This window comes from Paenibacillus sp. JNUCC-31 (genome assembly GCF_014844075.1).
In the GTDB taxonomy this organism is placed as follows: domain Bacteria; phylum Bacillota; class Bacilli; order Paenibacillales; family Paenibacillaceae; genus Paenibacillus.
This window is the reverse complement of the sequence record NZ_CP062165.1, coordinates 1,137,536-1,164,466: the sequence shown is the minus strand read 5'-3', so window position 1 is coordinate 1,164,466 and position 26,931 is coordinate 1,137,536. Positions and strand designations below refer to the sequence as shown.

General features: G+C 49.4%; 21 protein-coding genes. All 21 read left to right on the top strand.

Annotation, left to right across the window (positions count from 1 at the left end; genetic code table 11):
* Positions 1 to 80 precede the first annotated feature (80 nt).
* The 21 genes from addB (at position 81) to recO (ending at position 26,769) form a co-directional block, all read left to right on the top strand.
* A complete protein-coding gene (addB, locus tag JNUCC31_RS05060; protein ID WP_192269055.1) occupies positions 81 to 3,587 on the top strand; it encodes a helicase-exonuclease AddAB subunit AddB in 3,507 nt (1,168 codons plus the stop codon).
* Positions 3,584 to 7,999, top strand: a complete 4,416-nt coding sequence (gene addA, locus JNUCC31_RS05055; protein WP_192269053.1) for a helicase-exonuclease AddAB subunit AddA — start codon at positions 3,584 to 3,586, stop codon at positions 7,997 to 7,999. Before addB ends, addA begins: the two co-directional genes overlap by 4 nt.
* Positions 8,000 to 8,074: 75 nt before the next feature.
* Positions 8,075 to 9,259, top strand: a complete 1,185-nt coding sequence (locus JNUCC31_RS05050) for an exonuclease SbcCD subunit D (protein ID WP_192269051.1) — start codon at positions 8,075 to 8,077, stop codon at positions 9,257 to 9,259.
* Positions 9,256 to 12,675, top strand: a complete 3,420-nt coding sequence (locus JNUCC31_RS05045) for an AAA family ATPase (protein ID WP_192269049.1) — start codon at positions 9,256 to 9,258, stop codon at positions 12,673 to 12,675. The genes JNUCC31_RS05050 and JNUCC31_RS05045 overlap by 4 nt, the downstream gene beginning before the upstream one ends.
* A 483-nt stretch (positions 12,676 to 13,158) precedes the next feature.
* Positions 13,159 to 13,482 (top strand): hypothetical protein, encoded by a 324-nt coding sequence (locus JNUCC31_RS05040; protein ID WP_192272756.1) that lies wholly within the window; start codon positions 13,159 to 13,161, stop codon positions 13,480 to 13,482.
* A gap of 213 nt (positions 13,483 to 13,695) precedes the next feature.
* Entirely contained in the window at positions 13,696 to 14,055 is a 360-nt protein-coding gene (locus JNUCC31_RS05035; RefSeq protein WP_192269047.1) for a histidine triad nucleotide-binding protein, read from the top strand.
* Between the two features lie 189 nt (positions 14,056 to 14,244).
* On the top strand, positions 14,245 to 14,418 hold the full coding sequence (rpsU, locus tag JNUCC31_RS05030) for a 30S ribosomal protein S21 (protein ID WP_005547957.1): 174 nt from the start codon (positions 14,245 to 14,247) through the stop codon (positions 14,416 to 14,418).
* Positions 14,419 to 14,433: 15 nt separating this feature from the next.
* Positions 14,434 to 14,877, top strand: a complete 444-nt coding sequence (locus JNUCC31_RS05025; protein ID WP_062326501.1) for a GatB/YqeY domain-containing protein — start codon at positions 14,434 to 14,436, stop codon at positions 14,875 to 14,877.
* A gap of 360 nt (positions 14,878 to 15,237) precedes the next feature.
* The gene (locus tag JNUCC31_RS05020) at positions 15,238 to 16,551 is read left to right on the top strand and encodes an NfeD family protein (protein ID WP_416234423.1); all 1,314 of its coding nucleotides are present in this window, start codon (positions 15,238 to 15,240) and stop codon (positions 16,549 to 16,551) included.
* A 165-nt stretch (positions 16,552 to 16,716) separates the two neighbouring features.
* Complete coding sequence (gene floA, locus JNUCC31_RS05015; protein ID WP_192269045.1) at positions 16,717 to 17,727, top strand: flotillin-like protein FloA; 1,011 nt, start codon at positions 16,717 to 16,719, stop codon at positions 17,725 to 17,727.
* 13 nt (positions 17,728 to 17,740) lie between these two features.
* Positions 17,741 to 18,349 carry a hypothetical protein gene (locus JNUCC31_RS05010; RefSeq protein ID WP_192269043.1) on the top strand — a complete coding sequence of 203 codons (609 nt, stop codon included), beginning with the start codon at positions 17,741 to 17,743 and terminating at the stop codon, positions 18,347 to 18,349.
* 171 nt (positions 18,350 to 18,520) lie between these two features.
* Positions 18,521 to 18,814: a sporulation protein YqfC gene (gene yqfC, locus JNUCC31_RS05005; RefSeq protein WP_192269041.1), complete on the top strand. Its 294-nt coding sequence runs from the start codon at positions 18,521 to 18,523 to the stop codon at positions 18,812 to 18,814.
* Entirely contained in the window at positions 18,811 to 20,004 is a 1,194-nt protein-coding gene (yqfD, locus tag JNUCC31_RS05000) for a sporulation protein YqfD (RefSeq protein WP_192269039.1), read from the top strand. Before yqfC ends, yqfD begins: the two co-directional genes overlap by 4 nt.
* A 6-nt stretch (positions 20,005 to 20,010) precedes the next feature.
* The gene (locus tag JNUCC31_RS04995) at positions 20,011 to 20,982 is read left to right on the top strand and encodes a PhoH family protein (protein WP_192269037.1); all 972 of its coding nucleotides are present in this window, start codon (positions 20,011 to 20,013) and stop codon (positions 20,980 to 20,982) included.
* A 15-nt stretch (positions 20,983 to 20,997) separates the two neighbouring features.
* The gene (locus tag JNUCC31_RS04990) at positions 20,998 to 23,247 is read left to right on the top strand and encodes an HD family phosphohydrolase (protein ID WP_192269035.1); all 2,250 of its coding nucleotides are present in this window, start codon (positions 20,998 to 21,000) and stop codon (positions 23,245 to 23,247) included.
* Positions 23,248 to 23,280: 33 nt separating this feature from the next.
* On the top strand, positions 23,281 to 23,778 hold the full coding sequence (ybeY, locus tag JNUCC31_RS04985) for an rRNA maturation RNase YbeY (protein ID WP_192269032.1): 498 nt from the start codon (positions 23,281 to 23,283) through the stop codon (positions 23,776 to 23,778).
* Positions 23,778 to 24,149, top strand: a complete 372-nt coding sequence (locus JNUCC31_RS04980; protein WP_024628467.1) for a diacylglycerol kinase family protein — start codon at positions 23,778 to 23,780, stop codon at positions 24,147 to 24,149. Before ybeY ends, JNUCC31_RS04980 begins: the two co-directional genes overlap by 1 nt.
* 237 nt (positions 24,150 to 24,386) lie before the next feature.
* Positions 24,387 to 24,800, top strand: coding sequence for a cytidine deaminase (locus tag JNUCC31_RS04975; RefSeq protein ID WP_192269030.1), 414 nt, complete (start codon positions 24,387 to 24,389; stop codon positions 24,798 to 24,800).
* A gap of 41 nt (positions 24,801 to 24,841) precedes the next feature.
* Positions 24,842 to 25,741 carry a GTPase Era gene (era, locus tag JNUCC31_RS04970; protein ID WP_062326484.1) on the top strand — a complete coding sequence of 300 codons (900 nt, stop codon included), beginning with the start codon at positions 24,842 to 24,844 and terminating at the stop codon, positions 25,739 to 25,741.
* Positions 25,742 to 25,842: 101 nt separating this feature from the next.
* Entirely contained in the window at positions 25,843 to 25,983 is a 141-nt protein-coding gene (locus JNUCC31_RS04965; protein ID WP_192269028.1) for a YqzL family protein, read from the top strand.
* 33 nt (positions 25,984 to 26,016) lie between these two features.
* Positions 26,017 to 26,769: a DNA repair protein RecO gene (gene recO / locus JNUCC31_RS04960; protein ID WP_024628464.1), complete on the top strand. Its 753-nt coding sequence runs from the start codon at positions 26,017 to 26,019 to the stop codon at positions 26,767 to 26,769.
* Positions 26,770 to 26,931 lie beyond the last annotated feature (162 nt).

Genomic DNA, 26,931 nt, shown 5'->3' with positions numbered 1-26,931 from the left:
GCAAACGTATGTTCCGAACCAAGCCAGATATGTTATACTGGGAATTAAAATCTTGTTCGTGATGGTTTGGAGGATTAAACATGTCTGTACGCTTTATTATTGGCCGGGCAGGCAGCGGCAAGAGTGCGCTGATTACCCAGGAAATCACATCCTTGCTTCAAAAGGAACCGCAAGGCAAACCACTTATTCTGCTGGTCCCGGAACAAAGTACGTTTCGAACCGAGCAGTCATTGGTGTCTTCAGGGGCTGTTAAAGGTACCGTGCGTGCTGAAGTGCTTGGCTTTCGCCGATTGGCCTATCGGGTAATGCAGGAGGCAGGTGGTTCTGCACGTATTCCCATTGGGGCTGAAGGAAAAAAAATGTTGCTCTATAAAGTGCTCCAGCGTCGCAAAGAAGAATTGAAGCTGTTTGGAGCATCAGGCAGCCAGCTGGGATTTATAGGAGACTTAAATGATTTATACAGTGAGTTTAAACGTTATGAACTTAACCCCACTTCACTGGAAGAAGGATTTTCCGCATGGAATACCTCATCCTCGTCTGCACCGATTCTGGGGGAGAAGCTGCATGACTTACTTTTAATATACCGTGATTATGAAAAGGAACTGACTGGACTATATATTGACGATGAAGACACGTTGACTGAACTGACAGAGCGGTTGTCAGAGAGCGCGTTGCTGCAAGATGCACAGATCTGGATCGATGGATTTCAAGGATTTACCCCGCAGGAAATGAGCGTTATTGGAAGACTGATGATGCAAGCCTCTTCCGTGACGATTACACTGACGTTGGATCGTGCCTATGACCACGGCGCACTTCCTGAGGAACTGGAACTGTTCCATCCCACAGCGAGTGCATACACGCGCCTCAAAGGCATGGCTGAGGATCTGGGTGTCCTTCATGAGACCACTGTGCTTCAACCGGAAGTTTTGCCAAGATTTGAAGGCAGTCCTGGACTCGCTCACTTGGAAGCTGGATTCGATCGCCGGGTTCGGTGGAAGAGTGAGGGGCGTGATGCGGGTGTCAGAATTTATGCAGCTGAGAACCGTCGGGCGGAGATGGAAGGGGCACTGCGTGAGATGCGTCGTCTGGCGCAAGATGAAGGTGCGCGTTATCGGGATATGGCAGTACTCGTTCGTCAGCTGGATACATACGCCGACATTGCTGAGCCCCTATTCAGAGACTATGACGTTCCTGTTTTTCTGGATCGGAGAAGAAATGAACTGCATCATCCACTATCTGAATTTATTCGTTCCGCACTGGATATCGTTCGTCGCCGCTGGCGTTACGAGGATGTATTTCGCTGTGTCAAAACGGATCTGCTGCTTCCGCGTGATGGCTCCATCACACGTGAAGATATGGATCAGCTCGAAAATTATATATTGGCTTGCGGGATTCACGGATATCGCTGGACAGATGGTAAGCCATGGAAGTATGTACCCAGCCTCTCCTTGGAAGACAACGGTCAGGAGGGTCCCAGTCGGGGACGGGAACAGATGCTTTCTTTAATGGAGAAATGTCGATCGGTGATTGTTGATCCACTGGGTGCTTTTGAGAAACGAATGCTAAAGGCAAAGACAGCCAAAGATCAATGCGCGGCGCTTTTCAGGTTGCTGGAGGATGCCGAGATTCCCTGGAAGCTGGATCACATGTCTGCAGAAGCCAAGGGGCAGGGGGACCCCGAACGTTCAAGAGAGCATCGCCAAATGTGGGGTGCTGTCCTGGATCTATTGGACCAAATGGTCGATATGATGGGGGCCGAACGGCTGGATATGGATCTGTTTGCCGGGTTAATGGAGACCGGATTGACCGAACTGAAATTGGGCCTTGTTCCTCCAGCGCTTGATCAGGTATTGGTTGGGTCGATGGATCGTACACGGCTTCAGGATATCAAGTATGTATTTATTCTGGGTGCGGTTGATGGTGAACTGCCCGCTGTCCCTCAGGATGATGGTGTATTAACCGAGCAGGAACGACAGCTGTTGACGGAAAGAGGTTTGGGGCTTGGACCGGGGGCAACAAGACAAATGCTGGATGAGCGCTTTCTGATCTATACGGCCCTGACAGCGGCGAGCAAGCAGTTATGGCTGAGTTATCCTGTCGCAGATGATGAAGGGAAGGCACTTCTTCCTTCAGAAATTGTTCGGCATATACGCAAGATGTTTGGTTTGCACGAGCAGCCACTACTGGCTCAGCCTCCTGTTGCGGGTTCAGAAGAGTCTCACTGGTCTTACATTATTCATTCGGGTCAAAGCCTCTCTTATCTGATTGGACAATTGCGCAGATGGCGTCGTGGAGAAGATATTCCTGAAATGTGGTGGGCGGTATACAACTGGCATGTCTCTCGGGAGACGAGCAGACCTCAGCTGGAGCAGCTGCTTGGATCGATCTTTTATCGCAATCGGGCGCTACCCCTTCGTACCGCTACCAGCCGCAGATTATATGGCACAGAGGTAAGGACCAGTGTCTCGCGAATGGAGCGTTTTGTGGCATGTCCGTTCTCCCATTTTGCATCCCATGGACTGCGGCTGAAAGAGCGCCAACTATACCGCTTACAGGCTCCGGACATCGGACAACTGTTCCATGCAGCCTTGAGTCAGCTTGCGATACGTTTGCGAGAGGAAAATCGCAGTTGGGGCAGTCTGTCTCCAGAGGAATGCCGAAAGGAAGCGGAGCACACCGTGGAGCAGATCGCACCACAGTTGCAGGGAGAAATCCTGCTCAGCACGAAGCGGTACGGCTACATTTTCCGCAAGTTAAAGGATATTGTTAGTCGGGCATCGGTTATTCTGGGTGAGCAGTCCAGACGCGGAAGTTTTGAACCGATTGGGCTGGAGCTTGATTTTGGACCGGATAAACCCCTGCCACCGCTGCGTTTTGAACTGGAAAACGGCTGCGTGATGGAGATCGTGGGTCGGATTGACCGTGTGGATGTAGCTGAAGGAGAGAACGGTCTGCTGCTGCGAGTCATTGATTACAAATCCAGCCAGACTGATCTCAAACTGCATGAGGTGTATTATGGCCTGTCATTACAGATGCTCACGTACCTGGAGGTGCTGCTTAGCGCTGCCGAGGAGTGGCTTGGAGAATCGGCTATGCCTGGAGGTACATTGTATTTCCATGTGCATAACCCGCTGCTGCAATCCGCAAACGGCATGACATCGGAGCAGGCAGGACAAGAACTGTTGAAACGGTTTAAAATGAAAGGCTTGCTGCTGGCGGACCGTGATGCGATCGCTCAAATGGATAATACCCTGGACAAGGGCTATTCAGCCATTATTCCGGTTGCCCTTAAGGCGGATGGCAGCTTTTACAGCAGTGCAGCTGTAGCTACGCCGGAGCAATGGGATACGTTGCTTGCTTCCGTGCGCAGCAACATACGCGAGATTGGCACCCGGATTACGGATGGGGATGTAGCGATTGAACCTTATCGTATCCAGCAGGAGGTTGCATGCACCTTTTGTCCGTACAAATCCGTCTGTCAATTTGATGAAACTATCGAAGGTAACGAATATAATCTGCTGTCCAAACCAGGCAAACAGCAAATCTGGGACATGCTGTCTCACCAAAAGGGAGGGGAAAACTCATGACGAATATGCCAAAACCGGAGGGAAGCTTCTGGAGTGATGACCAGTGGAGTGCCATCTCGCAGAGCGGGGAAGACATCCTGGTCGCCGCTGCAGCCGGATCAGGAAAGACAGCCGTATTGGTTGAACGGATTATTCGCAAGATTGCAGACCCTTCCCAGGGATTCAGCGTAGACCGCCTGCTGGTCGCTACGTTTACCAAAGCGGCTGCTGCCGAAATGAAGCAGCGGATTAGGGAAGCGCTGGAACGTGCGCTTGAAGAACAGCCTGCGGAAGATCATCTGCGCAAACAACTTTCTCTGCTTGGACGGGCGTCTATTACAACGCTGCATTCATTCTGTATGGAAGTCATTCGCCGTTACTATCAGCAAATTCCACTGAACCCGGCTTTCCGGATTTTAAATGAAAATGAAGCAGAAATAATGCGTCAGGAATTGTTGGAGGAACTGTTTGAAGAGAAGTACGGCGAAGAAGATGAAGGCAGCACATTCCGCGAATTGGTGGATTGGTTCAGTGGGGAACGAAACGATGATGCCATGCATCGACTTGTGCAGCGTTTGTATGATTTCTCACGCAGTCATTCCTGGCCAGATCACTGGCTGGCTGAGATGGCAGCTGCTTTTCAGGTGGAAAGTGTCGAGGCGCTTGGTCATTCTGCATGGGTTCAGAGTATTTTGCGCGATGCCGCTCTTTCCCTCAGTGGTGCGGCTGGTCTGCTGCGTCAAGGGATTAGCATATCGATGCAGCCAGAAGGCCCGAAACCTTATGCAGATACGTTAAAAGAAGATTTGGCGATGGTGGAAGAGCTTCTGTCAGCTGTTGAGATCATACCGTGGGAAAGATTGCCTGAAGTGTTTCAACCAGCAGCTTTTGGCAAGCTGAAGCCTTGCAAAAAAGACCAGACGGACCCGGGGTTACAGGAACAGGTCAAGGAACTGCGTGAGGCTGCGAAAAAAGCCGTGACGGATCTGAAAGGGTCATTGTTTGGAAGAAGTGCGTTTTCTTTCTGGCAGGAGCTGGACCAGGCGGCACCACTAATGCAGGAACTGTCCAAGCTGGTCAGTGCATTTGGAGAACGATATCGACAAGCCAAACAGGAGCGCGGTCAGGTCGATTTCAGTGATCTGGAGCATTACTGTCTTCATATTTTGCGTCATGAGGATTCTACGCCTGAATTGTCCATGCCTTCAGATGCAGCCATGGAATACCAGGCACGTTTCGATGAAGTGCTGCTGGATGAATATCAGGATACCAATACGGTACAGGAAGATATCGTCAGATTGATCTCCAGAGAAAATCCGGGGAATCGCTTTATGGTCGGTGATGTAAAACAGAGCATTTACCGTTTTCGTTTGGCTGAACCTGGTCTGTTTTTGAACAAGTACCGTCAATATGCATCGAATTCGGTTACGGGTGAAGTCGGAGAGGGCGTTTCTTTGCGGGCAGGAAGACGCATTGATCTTGCACGCAACTTCCGTAGTCGTGCAGAAGTAGTCCATTCAGTCAATATGTTATTCAAGCAGCTCATGAACGAAGGGGTCGCCGAGATTGCCTATGATGAACGGGCGCAGCTTGCTTATGGGGCTACTTTCCCGGCAGAGACGCTTGGAGATGAGGCTTACACGCCTGAACTCATGCTGATTGATCGTCAAGGCGGAGGACCTGATCTCATGGAAAGCACGGACGAGAATGGGGATGCGTTGCCTTCTGCCGAGCTGGAGAGTGCCGAGCTCGAAACCGCTCAACTGGAAGCTAGGGCCATGGCTCGCCGTATTCGTGAAATGGTCGGAGATACGGATAAACCAGCCCTTCATGTTTATGATAAAGCCCTTCAATCCATGCGACCTGCGTGTTACGGAGACATTGTCATTTTGCTGCGTTCTGCCCTGATGTGGGCTCCACTCATGATCGAGGAATTCAGACAACAGGGTATTCCTGCTGGAGGAGAGCAGAGCAAAGGGTATTTTCAGGCGACGGAAGTTGAAGTGATGTTGTCCCTGCTGCAAATTGTGGATAATCCAAGGCAGGATATTCCACTTGCTTCCGTGCTTCGTTCGCCGATTGTAGGACTGGATGAAGAGGAACTGGCTCAGATTCGTCTTGGGGGCAAGAGACAGTCTTTCTATGATGCTGTTGTATCGGCCGCAGGAGGTTTCCCTGACTCGTTGAACGGCTACAGGCAGCATGCCGGGCAGACATCAGACCCTGATTCATCTGCAATCCAGCTGCAATGGCCGGAAGTCTGGTCAGAAATGGAACAAGGGCTGCGGGAGTCGGCAGTATCCGTTGAGGCAGACATCATCGAACGTATGCGTGAACCCGATGTGGGAGCGAATGCAGAAGATGGAGTCATTGATGCTGCTGTACGTGCAAGTACGGTTGAACGTATAAGCGAGGATGTGGAAGGGGAGAACGGTACCGGCACAGAGCTGCAACAAAAGCTAATTCGCTTTATGCGTCAACTGGAACAGTGGCGGCTTGAAGCCAGACAAGGCAGTCTGAGCGAACTGATTTGGCGCATGTACAGGGAAACAGGTTATTTGGACTGGGTAGGCGGCCTTCCTGGAGGCATGCAGCGTCAAAGCAATCTGAAGGCTCTGTATGATCGGGCACGACAATATGAGGAGGCAACGGCCAATCGTGGCTTGTTTCGCTTCCTGACCTATGTGTCCAGATTACGTGAGAACGGGGGAGATCTCGGGACCGTAGCTGGTGGTTCGGGAGAGCAGGATAACGCAGTACGCATCATGACGATTCACCGGAGTAAGGGCTTGGAATTCCCAATCGTTTTTGTCGGCGGCATATCCAAGATGTTCAATCAGCAGGATCTGAACTCGCCGTTTCTGATGCATAAGGAGCTGGGGTTTGGCCCGAGGTTTGTGGATCGTGAGAATCGGGTTGCCTATCCAACCTTGGCGAATCTGGCGATTCGCCGTCGTGCCCAGTTTGAGCTGCTTGCCGAAGAGATGCGGGTGCTCTATGTGGCTCTGACCCGTCCGAAGGAGAAAATGATTTTGGTCGGTACGGTGAAAGATGTGGTTAAAAAGGCAGTGGCCTGGTCTCAGATTAAGGACAGTCCGGAACGGATATTGCCTGATTACCTGCTTGCAGCAGGACGTAGTTATTTGGACTGGATTGGTCCATCCCTGATGAGACACCCGGACGCGGTTTTGCTACGTGAACTTGCAGGAGGAAGTGATTCGTTTGCTGCCTGCCTTGTGGATGATGAATCACGCTGGAATATATCTGTCATCTCGGCTGATCACGTATCCCGAGACCTGTTCGTGGATCAGGTGCATGGTGAGGAAGGCGGCATAACCGAAGTACGGAAACATCGTGTTGCTGCCCTAAAAGCAGTTCAGCCTGTGGACTTGTTACCTTCCTCAGTTGAAAAAGAGATGCACGAGGATGAACAAGATGCCATCCTGCGAGATAGTCCGATTGAACAGGGGGGCACACCAGGCGCGCAAGAGGGTGTACAGCTAATACACGAAGTCGAACGTGAGGTAGATAGAAGGTTATCCTGGACATATGCTCATCACGCAGCAACCCAGGTGGCTGCGAGTACATCGGTTACCGAGCTGAAAACATGGCTTGCCATGCAGGGCCATTCGTCGGTTCAGGTCATGGAAGAAATGCTAGAGCAATCTGAGGCATCTGCGATGTATGAGATGCGGGAAGGATTAACCTCAGACGAGACGTTAACAAATGAGTCGATAAGGAAAGATGTGTTAACTCCAAAAGAAGGCATGTATGAGCAAGGTTCGGAGGAGGCTTCGTCCTTTAAATTGCATTTGCGTCGTCCTCAATTTATGGAGGAGAAACAATTGACCGGGGCCGAGCGGGGAACAGTGTATCATACGTTGATGCAGCATCTTCCTTTGGATGGATCACCCGTTGATTCGCAAATCGTGGAAGAGACCATTCAACGGTTAGTGGAGCTTCAAATCATGCTTCCGCATCAGGCTGACATTATTGAGTCTGAACAACTGGCGGATTTCTTCAATACAGAACCTGGGGCAGAATTGCTGCGCGCGGATTGGGTGAAGCGGGAGATTCCATTTATATATGGACTTCCTGCCCATCATTCTCCTGCCGAGTGGCTCCATGAACTTTCACCAAATGCGGGCATGCAGACGTTGGAAGAAGACGGAAAGATGCAAGCATCTCTTACAAATGAGACCGTGCTGGTACAGGGGATTATCGACTGCCTGTATGAGGTGAATGGCGATCTAGTTTTGCTAGATTACAAGACAGATCGCGTGTTGGAGCATCGCGGCGGATTGGACAAACTGACAGAAAACTATCGTTTTCAGCTAGAGCTGTATGGTCGGGCTATTGAAGATATTCTGGGTCGGAAAGTCGACCGGAAATGGCTGTACTTTTTTGATAACGGACATGCTGTGAAACTATGAAATAAAATGAAATGATAAAGAGCCTGGATGAGATTCGTGACATTGATTTAACAGGAGAGAGGGGTTGAGCGGACAATGCGTATTTTGCACACAGGGGACTGGCATCTCGGTAAAACGTTGGAGGGACGGAGTCGGCTGCGGGAGCAGGAGGACTTTGTGGATGAGCTTGTCAGACTGGCGAATGAGCAGCAAGCAGATGCCATTCTAATGGCCGGAGATGTCTATGACTCTGTGAATCCGCCTGCATCGGCGGAACAGCTGTTTTACGAAGCGGCTGCGCGTCTGACGGAAAATGGGAGACCACTTGTAGTCATTGCCGGAAATCATGATCAGCCGGAGCGAGTGGCTTCGGTGACCCCACTTGTGAATAGACAGGGAATCACGCTTGTAGGCATGCCTACTTCAGAAGTCGTAACTATCCATACAAACCGAACTGGAGAGACTGCACAGATTGCCGCTTTGCCCTATCCCTCGGAAGCGCGGTTGAATGAACTGTTGACAACGGACGGGGATGAAAATGTGCTTCGTCAGGCATACAGCCGCCGGGTGGGGATGTTGATGCAGCGTCTGGCGGCTTCTTTTCGTCCAGATACAGTGAATTTGGCTATGAGCCATATTTATGTCCTGGGTGGGGTTGAAAGTGATTCGGAGCGTCCGATTCAGGTTGGAGGCGCGTATACGGTTGATCCGTCTGCATTGTCGACAGGGGCGCAATATACAGCGCTGGGGCATCTCCATCGTGCGCAGGCGGTGAAAGGAGAAGGTGTGATTCGGTATAGTGGTTCTCCGCTGGCCTACAGTTTCTCCGAAGCGGGGCAGAGCAAGTCCGTCACAATGGTTGACCTGGCACCGGGAGCGGCCGCTAATGTGGAAGAAGTGCTGTTGACCTCCGGACGTCCACTTGTGCGCTGGAAGGCACGCGGCGGTCTGGCTGAGATCTATCGTTGGCTGGATGAAGGACGCGATCCCCAGGCTTTTATCGATATGGAAGTGTGGCTGGATGACGCCATGTCCCTGAAAGAAATCCAGCAGCTCCGCAAGTCGCATGACGGGATCATCCATATTCGCCCGGTGTATCCCGAGATGGCAGCCGCAGGGCTTTTGGAGCAACGATCCGAGCTTCCGGTACATGAGCTCTTCCGCAAATTTTATCAGCGTCAGACAGGTGGAGCATTGCCTGAAGACAGTCTGGTACAACTGTTCCTGGAACTTGTCGATGAGGATGAGCCGGGTGTGCGTGAGGAGGTCGAAGGACAGTGAAGCCGATTCTATTGAAAGTTGCAGGTCTGCAAAGTTATCGGGAGACCCAGGAGATTGATTTTACCGTTCTGACGGAAACAGGATTATTCGGCATTTTTGGTCCAACAGGCAGCGGTAAATCTTCCTTGCTTGATGCGATTACGCTGGCGATGTACGGAAAAGTGGAACGAGCGGTTAACGGTACCCAGGGGATCATGAATCATGCCGAGGATTCCTTGTCTGTTGCATTTACCTTTGAACTCGTGTCGGCAGAGGGAACAAGACGGTTTCGGGTCGAGCGTCGTTTCAAACGAAACAATGAGGTTTCGGTGAGCAATACCATCAGTAAATTCATTGAGACCGTCAATGGAGAGGAACAGGTGCTGGCTGATAAGCTGGCAGACGTGAATCGCTGCGTTGAAGATGTCATTGGGTTGAAAATGGATGACTTTACGCGGGCTGTTGTTCTTCCGCAAGGGAAGTTTGCCGAGTTTCTGTCGCTGAAAGGCAGTGAACGACGCCAGATGCTGCAACGTTTGTTCCATCTGGAGAAGTATGGAGATCAGCTGGCCATCAAGCTCAGCCGACGGGTGAAGGACAATGATATGGTTCATCAGTCACTGGCAGCGGAGCAGCAAGGACTTGGCAATGCCAGCAAAGAGACATTGGCGGAAACGGAGCTCCTTCTAAAAGCTGCAGTGAAGCAGTCGGAAGTGTCACGCCAAGCGCTTGATGAAGCGATGAAGGAAGCCGAACAGCTCGGTAAAGTACGGGAATTAAGCCATGAACGTCAGGCTCGTATGGAGGAGCATCGCAAGCTGCAAGCACTGGAGCCACAGATCAAGGCCAATGAGCTGCGGTTGAAGCAGGCCGGGGCGGCAGATGCGATACTCCCTTCATTGCAGACGATGCGAGATGCAGCTGCGCAGCAGAAGTTGCGTCAGGACGTGGCCGGAATGGCACATCAGCAAGCGGTGGAACATGAACGGATAGCTGTTCTGGAGGCCGAGAAGGCCGAAAATGCCCGTGCACAGATGTCTGAGGAAGAACCCAAGTTGCTTCTTCGGCTGGAACAGTTGGAGCAGGCCAAAGAGTTGCAGCGGGAACGGGACGGGCTCCGAGAGGACGGTATTCGTCTCAAGCAGTTTTTGGACAAAGGACAGGGTGAACAGAATGTCATCGGGCAGCAGCTGGAGAAGGAAAAAGAACTGCAGCAGCGAGGACGCAAGCGCCGGGAAGAATTGCAGGAAAGCCTCAAGCCGAATGAAGTGAAGTCGGAAGAACGCAGGCAGCTGCAGGCTGCACTCGAATTGAAGCACCGTCTGGATATTGCAGCGGAGCAAGTGCGCCAGAATAAGGCGGAGGTGGAAACCTATACGCAAGCAGCTGCACAGGGGGCCGACAGGCTGAAGATGGCGGCCGCGGAAGAGAGCCGTCTGAGTGAACTGCGACAGCATCTGATCGAGCAGGCGGCAGCGGGTCTTGAGGCCTTGCTTGCCTGTGAGCAGGACATTGGTCGCGAACAGAGCCTGCTGGCCAGTGCGGAGGAGCAGCTGCGCGGAACGATGCGAGAGCAGGAGTTGCACCGACTCTCCTCCGCCTTGCGCGCCGAACTGCGCGACGGCGAGCCATGCCCGGTGTGCGGCTCCGCACACCATCCGCTCCCGGCTGCGCCGTCGGGAGAAGGTCCGCCCGCAGGCGAGGCGGACCTGGAACTGCTGCGCAGCCTGCATGCTGAGCTGCAGGAGCTGCGCTTTGGGCTGCGCCAGCAGCTGCACGAACGTCGCAGCCTGCTGACGCAGCTTGGCGCCGCGGCCGGCGAAGCTCCGGCCGCAGCCGAGGCCGCGCCTGCGGCTGCGGAGCCGGAGTCCGCCGGGTCGCCCGCACACGGGCGCTCCCCGGCGGACTGGGCGGGACGTGCCGCCGCACTGCGCGAAGCCGCGCGGGCGCTGGCCGCTGCCGCAGCGCCGCTGCAAGCGGAAGCCGCCGCGTTGCAGCAGGCGGCTTTGGGCGCACAGCAGCGCCGCATGGAAGCGGCAGCTGCGCAAGAGGCCGGCCAAGCCGGGCTCGCCCAGGCGGAGCGCAGGCTGGCCGAGAGCGAGGCCGTCGCTGCCGCATTGCACGGCCGCTGGGCCGCGGAATTGCCAGGCATCGCTCTGGAGGAGGCTATGGCCCTCCACCAGGCGATGCAGGAGCGCGACGCGCGCGCAGAAGACATCAAGGAACGGTTGAATAAAAGTGTAACGTTCCTTGAAGAAAAGGAACAGCTGGTACAGTCTCTCCAGCAGAAGCTGGTTGAATTGGACAAACAGCTGATCCAATGGCAGACGGAATGGCAAGGCAACAACAAACAGCTTGCGGAGAAGGAAGAACGTTTACGCCAATGGGTTGGCGAGCAACGGGTCGAGGATTTAATTGCTGCTGCCCAGACACGACTGGATGAACTGCGCAAAGCTGCTGCAGATTCGGCACAGCGCTTCAAGGAAGCCGATGCGTTGAAGCAGGAATCGGCCAAGAAAGACGTCATGGCCCAGCAGGCAGCAGCCTCGGCAGCAGAGCATTTCCAACAGGCACAGGAGCGCTGGAGGCAATTGCTGGAGCAATCCCCGTTTGTTACGGAAGAGGACGTTGTTGAGGCGGCGATTCCTTCCGAACAAGCTGAGCGACTGGCAGCGGAAATTCAGCAGCATCGGGAACGTGATCGTGAGCTTGCATCCCAACTTCGTGAACTGGAACAAAAATTGGGCGGAGCAATTGTATCCGAGGAACAGTGGTCAGCTTGCACAGAACGGCTGCAACGATCCCGTTCAGAGGATGAAGCGGCCCTCCGGGCAAAGGCACGCGCAGAACGTGATCTGGAGGATGTTCAGCAGCGACATGTTCGCTGGACCGAGTTGGAGAACAAACGGGTGGAGGTTAGTCGTCAAGGGGAGATGCTTAGCAAACTGCAAGCGGCTTTCAGAGGTAACGCATTTGTTGAATATATTGCAGAAGAACAGCTGATGCAGGTGAGTCAGGCTGCTTCACAGCGCCTGCGCTTCCTTACCAAACAACGCTATTCACTTGAGGTGGATTCGGGTGGTGGCTTTGTCATCTGTGATGATGCAAACGGTGGAGTTAAACGACCAGTGTCCACCCTGTCCGGTGGGGAGACCTTCCTGACCTCGTTGTCACTGGCATTGGCATTATCTGCCCAAATTCAGCTGCGTGGCCAGTATCCGCTGCAATTCTTCTTCCTGGACGAAGGGTTCGGTACACTGGACCCTGAACTGTTGGATACGGTCATTACATCGCTGGAAAAATTGCATGATGACCGCCTTGCTGTCGGCATCATTAGCCACGTTCCGGAGCTGAGAGCACGCTTGCCACGCAAACTTGTAGTCATTCCAGCAGGGGAGGCTGGCGCCGGGTCTCGTGTGGTGCTGGAAACATTATAGGTACGGAAGTGTTCCGTGGTTGAATGAGTTGATAGGAAGAACCCAGCTTTTAACCAGTCCTACAAAATGGATCTGATGGGGTCTCCACGAACGAATTGAGGAATATGTGTTTGAATTTTATTTATATATTCCGTTGAAACAGTTAAGTGAGTTAGATCACAGATACAGGTTCATCCTGTTGTTATACTACAGTTAAGCCGACAAACTTTATGTTAAGTACCCCGGCGGACGTCTGATCAGGAACGCTCCTGGATAGACATCCGCAATTGCAGGCTTCCACATGGAAGCTGCAACGGGGTGCTTCTTTTTTATTTTTCAGCGTTTACTCCTCCTTCACAGGTGCATCATGTACACGACTTTACCTAGAAACGGCCATAATCCTGAAACTCTTGTCATTCATATAGTGTCATTTCGCCCAGATCTGAATACCATGAAAGGGTGATGAAGAGCAGACATATCTGGAGGCGATGAAACGTGGAAAAGATGGAAGCGAAGAAACTATGTAAGGAACACATGCATCGCTATGTGTGTGTACAAATGCTTGACGGTACCCATTATGATGGCATTGTGGAAAATGTGGATGATGACATGATTTATTTGGCTGTTCCCGTAGGACATGAAGCTATGGCTAATCACGCGAACTGGGGACCAAATATGATGCCAGTTACTTATCCTGCTCATGCACGCGGCTTTTTTCCGGGCTATGGCTACCCGTACCCTTATTACGGTTACGGTCGCAGACGTTTCAATAGGCTGATACTTCCTCTGTTTGGCCTCGCTGCCTTATCTTTATTGCCTTATTATTAACAAAGTTTCGTGATGGAGTAATGCGTGTAATGCAAATATGACCTTTTTCATCTTTGGTGTACGCTCAGTAGTTCACTAAGATGTGAAAGGTTTTTATGTCTATTATTGTGATTATAAATATGATAACTGAACATGTTAGATTGGACGTCCCTTTTCAGTTCCGGTATGATAGAAGGGTATACATAATTTTAAATTCAAAGGAGGGTATGAACAATGGATTGCTTGTTTTGCAAAATTGTAGAGGGCAGCATTCCCTCCAATAAGGTACTGGAGAATGACCATGTCGTTGTCTTTCATGACATCCAGCCCGCTGCACCGACCCATGTACTTGTTATTCCAAAGAAACATATTGCTTCCATGAATGAAGTAACTGCAGAAGATCTGCCGTTAATTGGTGAGATTCATTTGGCTGCGCAGGAAGCGGCCAAACGTCTTGGTGTGGAAGAGACAGGTTACCGACTGATTAATAACTGCGGCAAGGACGGGGAACAAACCGTACATCATCTGCATTATCATTTGCTTGGCGGTACCCGACTTGGCGTGTTGACCAGCTTGTCCGACTCACACAAATAAATGAGCGTTGTTACTTTAGTTCAGGACTTGTCCATAATGCATGAATAAGCATGAATATGGGGTTGAAGTTCACATAAAATAAATGATCATTACGTTAAGGTTGACACGTTTATTACCTTTCGCCTATAATGAAAGGTGATGAACCGTGTTATTGCTCTTGGACGGTCTGGTCGGAGGGAGGGAAAACTGGTGTCTGAAACTAAAGTTCGCAAAAACGAGACTATTGATGCTGCACTTCGTCGGTTTAAACGTTCCATCGCAAAAGATGGCGTATTGGCTGAGGTGAAGAAACGTAAGCATTATGAGAAGCCAAGCGTAAAGCGCAAGAAAAAGTCCGAGGCTGCTCGTAAGAGAAAGTTTTAGGAGGATTTTAACTACATGAATCTTAGCGAACGATTGAACGAAGATATGAAGCAAGCGATGAAGAGTAAGGACAAGTTCAAGCTCTCCAACATTCGGTTGATTCGTTCGACGATCAAGAATCTTGAAATAGATTTGAAAAGAGATTTGGATGATAACGAAGTGCTTGATATTCTGAGTCGTGAAATCAAACAGCGCAAAGATGCCCTCCAAGAATTTGACAAAGCGGGCCGTGAAGACCTCGCGGCAAATGCAAAAGCGGAAATTGAAATACTCAGTCAGTACCTTCCCGCACAGCTTACCGAAGAAGAAATTAAAGTTATTGTACAGCAGACCATCCAGGAAACCGGTGCTTCTTCGAAAGCCGAGATGGGGAAAGTCATGTCTGCCCTTATGCCGAAAGTCAAAGGCAAAGCGGACGGCAAACTGGTAAATCAAGCAGTTCAACAATTTCTGCAATAAAGCAAATCAATGAACACCTCCTGACTTGTCAGGGGGTGTTTTTTCCGTTTCCGTTTTACTATTCAGCATGGGTTTGATTGAAAGGGATCACGGAATGTTGAGTGAGCTAATGCGAATAACATGCGGGATTATTCTTTGTGCGTTCACAAATATTGCTTTTAAATGGTTAATGAACATGAATATGGATTTTATTTGTTGCAATTGGTCTGGGTTTCAAATATAATTTTAAGATTTTGAAACGAAATGTTGCATTGTACGTAATAAATACCATAAGCTGGACAGTATAACATTAATGGAAAAGGGGGGACTATTGTGAAGGGAAAGCGCCGGAAGAAGCTTATGGGGCCATTGTTGCTCTTGATGCTGCTGACGCTGCTGATTCCTGTCTGGATTGGGTCACCGTCAGCGCATGCAGCTGAGAAAAGTGGCGCCGTATATATCATTCCGGTGGATAAACCAATCGAGCAGGGGCTTGGCAAGTTTATGGAACGCGGCTTCAAGGAAGCAGAAGAGATGAATGCTGGCCTGATCGTTCTGGATATTAATACGCCGGGTGGGCGTGTCGACACGGCAGAGGATTTAGGTAACCTGATTAAGGAAAGTCCTGTTGAAACCGTTGCATTCGTTCGTGGAGATGCTGCATCGGCCGGAAGTTTTCTGGCTTTGAATGCAGATAAGATCGTAATGTCGCCAGGCAGCATGATCGGTGCGGCAGCGATGGTGGACAGCACGGGTAAACATGTGGACGATCCGAAGCTGGTTGCGTTCTGGAAGAGCAAAATGCAGGGAGCGGCTGAGAAAAGTGGCCGTAACGGCAAAATTGCAGCTGGAATGACAGATGTTAACATGGTCGTGGAGATGCCGGAGATTAATAAAACCAAAGAAAAAGGTGAAATTATTGCTCTCTCGGCCGAGGAAGCGCTGAAAGTGGGCTTTGCGGACCATATCAGCAGCACGCCGGAAGAAGCTGCAGCCTGGCTCGGATACAATCAGGATGATGTGTTCACTGTTCAAAGAACCGCAGCAGAGAACATATCTACATTTCTGACCAATCCTGTCATCATGACGATACTGCTATTCCTTGGAATAGCCGGTGTGGTTATTGAGTTGATTGTGCCTGGATTCGGAGTGCCTGGTATCGTTGGTATCGTGTGCTTTGTGCTTTATTTCTCAGGGAATTATATTGCCGGTTTTGCCGGAGCAGAGACATGGGTATTATTCACTGTCGGACTGATCATGATGATTCTGGAGATGTTTATCCCAAGCTTTGGCATTTTGGGAATTTTGGGATCGATTGCACTTGTGGCTGGTGTTGTGCGAGCTGCTTATGATACAAGTGATGCATTTATATCATTAGGTATTGCTTTTGGTGCAGCTCTGGTGGTCATTGCAATCGTCGTTATCCTGTTCAAGGATCGAGGCATATGGAATCGATTCATATTAAGCGACAAACTGTCTGCTGATCGTGGTTACTCTTCTGCAACAGAACGCAAAGAGTTGATCGGCTTGCAAGGAATTAGTCTGACTCCGCTTCGTCCTTCGGGAACAGCGATGTTTAACGGGGAGCGGGTCGATGTGGTGTCTGATGGAGACTTCATTCCGATTGATACGCCGATTATTGTGATTAAAGCGGAAGGTACCCGGATTGTCGTTCAACAGGCTTTGCCGGTATAACCCGCTTTTTGCCGGAGCTTGATTCAGCTTCGGCAATGTACATAACCATTCTACAGAAGCTGCGAGTGGAGTGGTGTAAATCAATGAACAGCAGCGAAGTTCCACCACATGGTCTGTTAATACGTTTTTTTCACAAATTAAATTGCAAATGGAGGAATTTTGACTATGGAACCAACCTTGATTACGGTTTTGCTCATTGCGGTAGTTGCGATTATCGTATTGAGCGTATTTTTCAGCTTTTTCCCGGTAATGCTCTGGATCTCAGCTCTTGCTTCCGGCGTACGTGTGGGTATTATCACGTTGGTAGCGATGAGACTAAGACGTGTAACACCTAGCCGGATCGTAAATCCACTGATTAAAGCAACCAAAGCTGGACTTCAGTTGACAATGAACCAACTGGAAAGTCACTTCTTGGCCGGTGGTAACGTTGACCGTGTTGTTAACGCCCTGATTGCTGCGCAACGTGCGAACATTCCACTTGAATTTGAACGTGCTGCTGCGATTGACCTTGCAGGTCGTGACGTATTGCAAGCCGTACAGATGAGTGTAAACCCACGTGTTATTGAAACGCCGATTGTTTCTGCGGTAGCCAAAGATGGTATCGAAGTTAAAGTAAGAGCGCGGGTTACAGTTCGTGCCAATATTGACCGTCTCGTCGGTGGTGCGGGTGAAGAGACGATTATTGCCCGTGTCGGCGAAGGTATCGTAAGTACGAACGGTTCCTCCAATTCCCATAAAGACGTCCTGGAAAATCCGGATCTGATCTCCCGCACGGTATTGTCCAAAGGTTTGGATGCAGGTACAGCTTTTGAAATCCTGTCCATTGATATCGCGGACGTGGATGTAGGTAAAAACATCGGTGCCTTCCTGCAAACGGAACAGGCAGAAGCTGATAAACGTATCGCACAAGCAAAAGCGGAAGAGCGTCGTGCGATGGCCGTAGCTCAAGAACAAGAGATGAAAGCACGCGTAGTGGAAATGAGAGCACGTGTGGTTGAGTCTGAATCCCAAGTACCTCTGGCAATGTCTGAAGCACTTCGTAGTGGTAAAATTGGCGTAATGGACTACATGAACCTGAAAAACATTGAAGCGGATACTCAAATGCGCAACACATTAGGAAAACCTGGTGAAAGTACAAACTCCAACGATCAGGGTGATTCCAAAAACGGAAGATAGGCGGTGAGTGCATATGGGCCTATTTGAATGGATTTTTAACAATCTGTATATTGTAGCAGTCGTCGCTTTTGCACTCTTTTCCTTCCTTGGAAAAGTATCCAAGTCGGCTGATCCGAACAAAAAGCGTCCTAATAATGGGATGCCAACATTTGGAGGAAGCGGTGAATCGGACCGGGATAATCGCTCGCGTGGGAATACCGCACCGCAGCAGTCATCGGGTCCTCCAGATCCCCGCTATGACGAGCAGTATGACGAACGGTACGATGATGACGATCCGTATGATGATCGATATGATCAACCCTATTCGGAGCCGGCGACGACATCTGCCCGTTCCGTTAATAATGATTTTGGAGGACAAAGTTCTCTGGGTGGAATGGAAAATTCCCTTGAAGAACAGATGAAAGTCATGGAGCAACGGCAACGCGAAATTCGCGAGCGACTGGACCGTATTTCTACTGCCAATACACCGGTTGTGTCTGATTCCGGTTGGGATGAAGTTTCAACTGGCGAGTTTGAGCAGTCCCAGCTTCGACGAGAAGACATTCGTACGGGTGTGTTGTGGGCAGAAGTTCTCGGTTCTCCGCGCTCTAAACAGCCTTTTGGAACACGAGGCAAACTGTAACTTTATACATTTTTATAAGTGATAAGCCGTCTCTGGTGAGCATGAATCCAGACGACGGCTTTTTTCTGTCTCGGCCTCTTTTTATTTTCGCATCTAACACGGTCCGTAGTTTTCATAATTTCAAGAATCTGCGCATAAGTTGAACTGTAGAGGAAGGGGGAAGACCTTCGAATGACCCGGATCAGCCGCAAGCTGCGCAGATGGACCAGCGAGGTGCTGGATTTGCCGCAGGATGTGCTTTACGATATGCCACGGTTAACCCTGATCGGCACAAAGCAATTGTATATAGAGAATCATCGTGGTGTCATCCATTTCACACCGGATCGCATCGTCCTTGCACTCTCTCAAGGTCAACTGGAGATCAAAGGATTTGACTTGATGATTCGCAATATTTTGCCGGATGAAGTAGCGGTTGAAGGAACGATTCTGGATATTCATATAAATGGAGCGGAGGGGAACGCATGAAGCAGCCCAGTCTGTACAAACTGCGAGGAGCAGTCCGTATCACGGTCACTGGGGGGGATATTGAAGCATTAATCAACATGGTGGCAGAGCAGGGACTGGAAGTGTGGGACCTGCGTGCCCATGACGGACGCATGGCAGAGATGAACATTCTGCTACCGCATTTCTTCAGGCTGCGTCCTTTGGTGAAACGGACAGGCTGCCGGGTGAAGGTGACACATCGGAGCGGATTTCCATTTTTTGCAGCCCGGTTGTTGAAAAGAAAGTTCTTTCTTGGAGGTATGCTGTTTTTTATAGCAGCTCTGTTTGCTTTGTCATCCATGGTTTGGGATGTGGAAGTCAAAGGAAATGTGACCATTCCGACGGATGAAGTGCTTGCGGCTGCGAAAAAAGAAGGTATCTACCCATTTCAATGGGGGTTCCGTCTTCAAAGCCAGGACAAGCTCTCCAGACAGCTCGCACTCGCTCTGCCGGATGTAACCTGGATTGGAGTGACCAAAGAAGGGACCACCATCACCATTCAGGTCGTGGAGTCGGCACAACCCAAACGTGAACCGCTGCTGAACCCGAGACATCTGGTCAGTAAATCGGATGCCGTGATCACGCAAATCTACGCAGAGCAGGGGCGCCCTGTCGTCCAGAAGAACATGCGTGTCAAAAAAGGGCAAGTATTAATATCGGGTATTTTGGGGGATGAAGAGAACACAAAGACCATCGTAGCCAAAGGCGAAGTTCGCGGACTGGTATGGCGTGAATATCAGGTGGAAGTGCCACTTGTTCAGAAACATAACACGATGACCGGGGAGAGCAAGGAACGTTTTTACATTGTTCTGGGGAAATGGGCGATACAACTTTGGGGATACGGGAGTACGCCTTTCACCTCATTTGACACCGCTAGTGATCATAAACCACTAACCTGGCGATCCTTCACACTTCCTATGGGATGGCTGACAGAGAAAGATTTGGAAACGACGGAACAAGAGGAGCAGCACACGATTGAATGGGCCAGAACGAAAGGGCTGGAAGGAGCAAGAAACGATATATTTGCCAAAAACGGCAAAGGAACCAAAATTTTAAGTGAAAAAATTTTGCATGAGAAGAAAGAGAATGGTAAAGTTTATATGAAAGTATTATTTGAAGTGGAAGAAAGCATTGCGGAAGAACTTCCGTTAGTCCATAGTCAAGGAGAATGAGGCTATTTGTCAGAGCAAACACGCAGCATACAAATCTCCCTCCAAAGTGCGGGAGAGGGTCAATCTCTTTTTGGACCCCAAGATATTTTTCTAAAACTGATTGAATCCGAGATTCCAGCCCAGATTGCTTCCCGTGAAGCGGAGATTGTGATCCATGGCAGCATACAGCATGTGGAATCACTTGAACAATTATTTGATGTGTTGTTGCAATTGGTACGTAACGGGTATGTGTTAACCGAAAGGGACGTCAAGTATGCTATTGAGCTTGCCAAGGAACTGCGTGCAGACCAGCTTCTGGATCTGTTCAAAGGCGAGATTACAACGACATACCGCGGAAAGCCGATCCGGGTTAAAACGATTGGACAGAAACACTATGTAACTACAATTAAAAAACGTGATGTTGTATTTGGTATCGGTCCTGCCGGTACAGGTAAAACCTATCTGGCGGTTGTATTGGCTGTAGCAGCACTCAAGGAAGGCAGCGTCAAACGAATCGTGCTCACAAGGCCTGCCGTTGAAGCAGGAGAGAGCCTGGGCTTCTTGCCTGGTGATCTTCAGGAAAAGGTGGACCCTTACTTGCGTCCCTTGTATGATGCTTTATACGATGTTATGGGACAAGAGCAGACCGCCAAGGCCCTGGAACGTGGCTTGATTGAAATTGCGCCTCTGGCCTATATGCGGGGACGTACACTGGACGATTCATTCATTATTCTGGATGAAGCCCAAAATACGACACCGGAACAAATGAAAATGTTTCTAACCCGTCTTGGTTTTGGTTCCAAAATGGTCATTACGGGTGATGTGACACAAATTGATTTACCCCGCGGCAAAAAGTCGGGTCTTGTGGAGGCAAATACGATATTGGGTCAAGTGGAAGAGATTGGATTCGTTTACTTTGCCGAACAGGATGTTGTAAGGCACTCCCTCGTCCAGAAAATTATCGTTGCCTATAACCACGCCGCAGAAAATCAAGAATAGAAAGGGATTGTCTCGATGACCTCGAAGGAACTGTCAAAAGGCAAATCTTTTCAGAATAGAGCTACAGGATGGAAGTATAGCGTGTGGGCACGCTATCTTCTGTTTTTGTTTCTGGTGATCCTCTTCTACGTAGGCCTTGCTTCCAAGCTGCTCCCTGAGCGGTATGATATTCAGGAAGGCACACGGAGCGAAGTGGATATTGCTGCGCCCATGCAAATTCCAAATACGAAAGCTACACTGAAAGCGCAAGAAGAAGCGGCAGAACGTGTACAGCCAATGTTTCAGATCGTGCAAATGCGGAACGAAAATCTGATGACGACTCTGCTTGACCGTATTGATCGACTGAATCAGGATGATCAGATTTCAAGTCAGGACAAGATTGACATCTATCGTGATGAAATACCGCAGCGTCAGAAGGACTTTGTGGCCAATTTTATCAACAACAACCGGAAAGCGGGTACATACTCCGAAACTCTTTTGGAAGAGATCAGAAATGTGGTACAGGAGCAAAGCTATCGTATCCCGGAAGAGACATACATTAAAATCTCACGTCTGACCTCAGATGATATTCAGGAGATGAAAGCCGTTGCCCGGGATATCGTCTCCAGATTAATGACAGACCAGATTAGCGATGCAACAACAGCACGTGCGAAAGTGGCCGAGATGGTGAGTGTAAGCTCACTAAGCAAACGAACACAGCGTGAGGTTGTACAGGAACTCGCTCGTCTTGTGGTGACGTCCAATCGTTTCTATGATGAAGAGGGAACGAAGGAAGCCAAAGTGCAGGCTCGTGAGAATACGCAAACGGTCTTTATCAAGCAAGGGGACACGCTTGTAGCCAAAGGGGAGTTAATTACTCCTGAGATGTACACCCTTCTGGGTGAGAATGATTTGCTGAAAAACGAAGTGAACTACTGGCCACAGCTTGGATTACTTATGTTTTCCTGCCTGTTGTCTGCAGCGATTCTAATGTATATTCAGCAGTTCAGCGGAACGCATTTCAAATATAACAATGCGCAGTTGCTGATGCTTGTTATTATATTTATTATTACCATTGTGGTTATGCATGTTACAGCGATCCTCCAGACCAGTGAGAATTCATACGTAGGCTTTCTTGCACCTGTTGCCGTAGGCGCAATGTTGATTGCATTGCTGCTGGATACATCGCTTGCCTTTGTCTGCTCGATCATTATTGGCATGTTGTCGAGCATTATTTTGAACACACATCAGGGTCAGATTTTTGACTTTGAACTTGGTTTCTTCGCGGTGTTGGTATCGTTTGTTGCGATCTTCGCCACCCATCGGGCGAGTCAGCGCTCTACCATCCTGAAAGGTGCGATTATGGTCTGCCTGTTCGGGTCGATTGCGGTCTTCACGCTCGCTTTAATTGATTCGGGTGACTGGAACCGGACAACAACGTTGTATGGTATTGGATTTGCGTTTGCCGGAGGTGTACTGACTGCCATATTGGTTATTGGACTGATGCCGTTTTTCGAAACCTCATTCGGGATCTTGTCTGCGCTGAAACTGGTGGAACTGTCTAATCCGAATCATCCGCTACTGCGCAAGTTGCTAACGGAGACACCGGGCACGTATCATCACAGTGTCATGGTAGGTAACCTGTCAGAAGCCGCAGCAGAGGCGATCGGTGCCAACGGGCTGTTATGTCGGGTAGGTTCCTATTACCATGATATTGGCAAGACCAAAAGACCCATTTATTTTATTGAAAATCAGAACAATATGGAAAATCCGCATGATTCGATTGATCCCAAGCTGAGCAAGTCCATTATCGTAGCTCACGCACGGGATGGTGTGGAAATGCAGAAGGACTACAAGTTGCCGAGACCTATCCGGGACATTGCCGAGCAGCATCATGGAACAACCTTCCTGCATTATTTCTATCACAAAGCGCTTCGTCAGGCGGAGGAAGCTGGAGTGGAACCTGATTTCACGGAAGAGGACTTCCGTTATCCGGGTCCCAAGGCTCAGTCCAAAGAGTCGGCGATTGTTGGCATCGCTGACAGCGTGGAAGCTGCGGTCCGTTCCTTGCGGAAGCCTACTGTTGAACAAGTGGAATCCATGATTGAAAAAATAATTAAAGGTCGGCTGGACGATCACCAGTTTAACGATTGTGATCTGACGATGCGTGAACTGGATATCGTCGCCAAGACCCTTAAAGAAACCGTCATGGGCATATTCCACTCCAGGATCGAATATCCGGAAGAAATGAAGAAACCGAAACCAACCTCGCCAGAGGCGGGTTGATTCGCTAATATGAGCAGACAGGAGTATGAAAGAATGAGTCTTAACCTAGCGTGGAATAATGAACAACAGAATAAAGAAATTACTGAACCGATGATTGCAATGCTGGAGCAACTGCTGAACCTTGCCGGAGAAGCGGAAGGCGTTGCAGACGGGGAAGTAGCTCTGACTTTTGTGGATGATGAACAGATCCATGAGTTGAACCGTGACTATCGCGGCATTGATCGTCCAACCGATGTGTTGTCTTTTGCGATGAATGAGACGGTGGATGAGGAGCTTGATATTATCTACGAGCTGGATGAGGACGAAGAAATGGAAGAAATGCCGGATGTTTTGGGAGATATTATTATCTCTGTTCCCCGGACGATTCTACAGAGTGAAGAATATGGGCATTCATTTGAACGTGAGCTCGGGTTCCTGTTTGTTCATGGTTTCTTGCACCTGCTCGGATATGATCATCAGGACGAAGCCAGCGAAGCCGAAATGATGGGCAAACAGGAAGCGGTATTGGCCCAAGCCGGGTTGACACGATAATGAAAAGGCGCTCCTGGGGGATGGTATTCCGCAATGCTGCGGAAGGAATCGTATACGGGCTGCGGACTCAGCGGAATGTAAGAGTTCATACAGGAGTCGCCATTTTGATGTGTGCAGCCGGCTTTTTTTTCGGGATTTCGAGAACAGACTGGATGTTTGTACTGACAGCCGTCTTTCTTGTTCTTGTGACGGAGCTGATGAATACAGCAGTTGAAGCTGCTGTGGATCTCGCGCATCCGCATATACATCCGCTGGCAAAAGCGGCGAAGGACACCGCGGCCGGTGCAGTTTTACTGGCTGCGGTGTTCGCCGTCATCATTGGGTGTATCGTTTTCATCAAGCCAGTGATGAGCTGGCTGGGTTTGCTTTGATTTTGTTTTAAAATTACACACAATTGTATAGTTACTTGATGCAAACACGATAACGGAGGGGTCAGAATAAACCTGAAGAAACGAAGTGTGCGCCTTTATCCCCGGATTTTCACTTTGAAAAAAGTGAATCATAAAAATCTGGGGATAACAGCGCTCGGAAGGTTGTTCTGGCAACGGAGTGTTCAGTGTAAATGCACTAGTTAACTTTATAGTACACCCCAGAGGGAGAGATTAATTATGGATGATGGTTTGTTGATGCAGGAAGCAATTAAGGCACGTACGAAGGCGTATACTCCTTACTCACATTTTGGTGTAGGCGCAGCTTTGCTTGACAGTGAAGGACATGTGCATCATGGTTGTAATATTGAGAATGCTGCTTACACGCCAGGTAATTGCGCTGAGCGTACAGCCATGTTCAGTGCAATTGCCGGTGGACAGCAGCCGCGCAGTTTCAAGGCCATTGCAATTGTAGGAGATACGGACGGCCCGATTGCTCCGTGCGGCGTATGTCGTCAAGTGATGTACGAACTGTGTGATCCGGATATGAAGGTCATTCTGGGAAACATGAAAGGTGATCTGCAGGAAACTACCGTTGCCGAGCTATTGCCATGGGCTTTTGGACCGTCAGATCTGAACTCTGCCAAAAAGTAAAAACCAATACATTCCAGGCCTAGGCGCCTGAGGAGGAACATATGAAAAAACAAGCATTCAAATCCGGCTTTGTAGCCATTATTGGACGTCCCAATGTAGGTAAATCCACACTGATGAACCAAGTCATTGGACAAAAAATTGCGATCATGTCGGACAAACCACAGACGACACGAAATAAAATTCATGGTGTATATACTTCGGAACAACAACAAATCGTTTTCCTGGATACACCTGGGATTCACAAACGTCAATCCAAGCTCGGCGATTACATGAACCAGACCGCTTTGAATACCCTCGGAGAAGTGGAAGCTGCTTTGTTCCTGATTGATGCTTCGGAAGGCATGGGTGGTGGTGATCGTTATATTGCTGAACAATTGAAAAATGTGCGGACGCCTGTCATTCTTGTCATGAACAAAATTGATAAAATTGAGCCGGAAGCCTTGCTTCCTTTGATTGAGGAATATCGCAAGCTGCACGATTTCGCGGAAATCGTTCCTGTTTCGGCCATGCTTGGCAGCAATGTTAGCACTTTGCTGGAGCAACTGGGCAAATATTTGCCGGAAGGTCCACAGTACTACCCAGACGACCAGGTAACTGACCATCCGGAGCAGTTCGTTTGCGCCGAGTTGATTCGGGAGAAAATATTGCAAATGACGCGCGAAGAAGTACCACACTCCATTGCGGTAACGATTGAGGATATGAAAGTACAGGATAACGGCGTCGTTTATATTTCAGCCGTCATTTTTGTGGAGCGTGATTCGCAAAAAGGAATCATTATCGGAAAACAGGGTGCTTTGCTCAAGGAAGTCGGGAAGCGGGCACGTCAGGATATTCAAAACCTGTTGGGTTCCAAAATTTTCATGGACTTGTGGGTCAAAGTGAAAAAAGATTGGAGAAACCAGGAGCGTGTACTGCGGGATCTTGGCTTTGGCCGCGAATAATACATTCATTATCCAGTAATTGCAACACATAGTTTACCTTGCAAGACTCCATCCTATCTGGTAGAAGCAGACGTCATTTCTGAAGAGAGGATGAAATTCCGATGCGAGATTTTTCGTGGAAGGTTTTTGCAATGACGGGGGATTTGGAGTCCTATCTGTTATATGCCCAGGCATGTGGCTCGTTGGCACAGGAGTCGGATACGGCAAGGGAAGTGATCGAAGATGAAGAAGCCGAAGGATAATTGGCTGATTCGGGAATGGTTAGGTGACGAGGCATGCTATACAGGGTGGAAGGGATTGTCATCCGCAGCATGGATTACGGCGAGGGAAACAAAATCATTACGCTTTGCACCGAAAGCGGCGGGAAAGTAGGGGTACTCGTTCGTGGTGCAAAAAAGCCCAAAAGCCGACATGCTGCACTGGTGCAGCCATTTACGTACGGTCAGTATGTATATTTTCGCAACACCGGTCTGGGGACACTAAACGCCGGTGAGATCATCGAGTCTTACCATGAGCTGCGCGAAGATCTGGTTAAGGCTTCCTATGCATCTTATGCTTGTGAACTGCTGGATCGGGTGTTGCAGGATGAAGAGACAGGCACATTCTGGTTCAAACAGTTAAAAGCCTGTCTCCAGGCGTTAAAGGAAGAGAAGGACCCGGTGGTCATCACAAGCTTGTATGAAATGAAAATATTACAGGCAGCCGGATATGGACCTCAGCTTGATGATTGCATCTCTTGTGGTCAGGAGCGACCGGATGAACAATTATTTGTGAGTCCAAGGCTTGGAGGCGTTCTGTGCCGTGCTTGCAAACACTTCGACCCTCCGGCGATGTCCGTGAGCCCAAAGGCATTGAAGCTGTTGCGTTTGTTTGCGCAGTTGGATCTGCAAAGACTTGGTAATATATCCGTGAGTGAAGGCACTCGAGATGAGATCAAAAAGATTATGCGGGCCTTTATGGATCATCAGCTTGGATTGAATCTGAAATCCCGTTCTTTTCTTGATCAAATGGAAAAGTACGGGATTTGAGTCGTCTTGTTGTGAAATAAGTAATATATCTTGACTTCGTACTTATTTTTATATATTATGAACTATAATTTCTCTTTTGGAGACATGCATTGAACGAGAAAGTAGGAGACTTGATTTATTACATTCAAGAGAACAGGTCGGTTGACTTGCTAAATCTTGTAT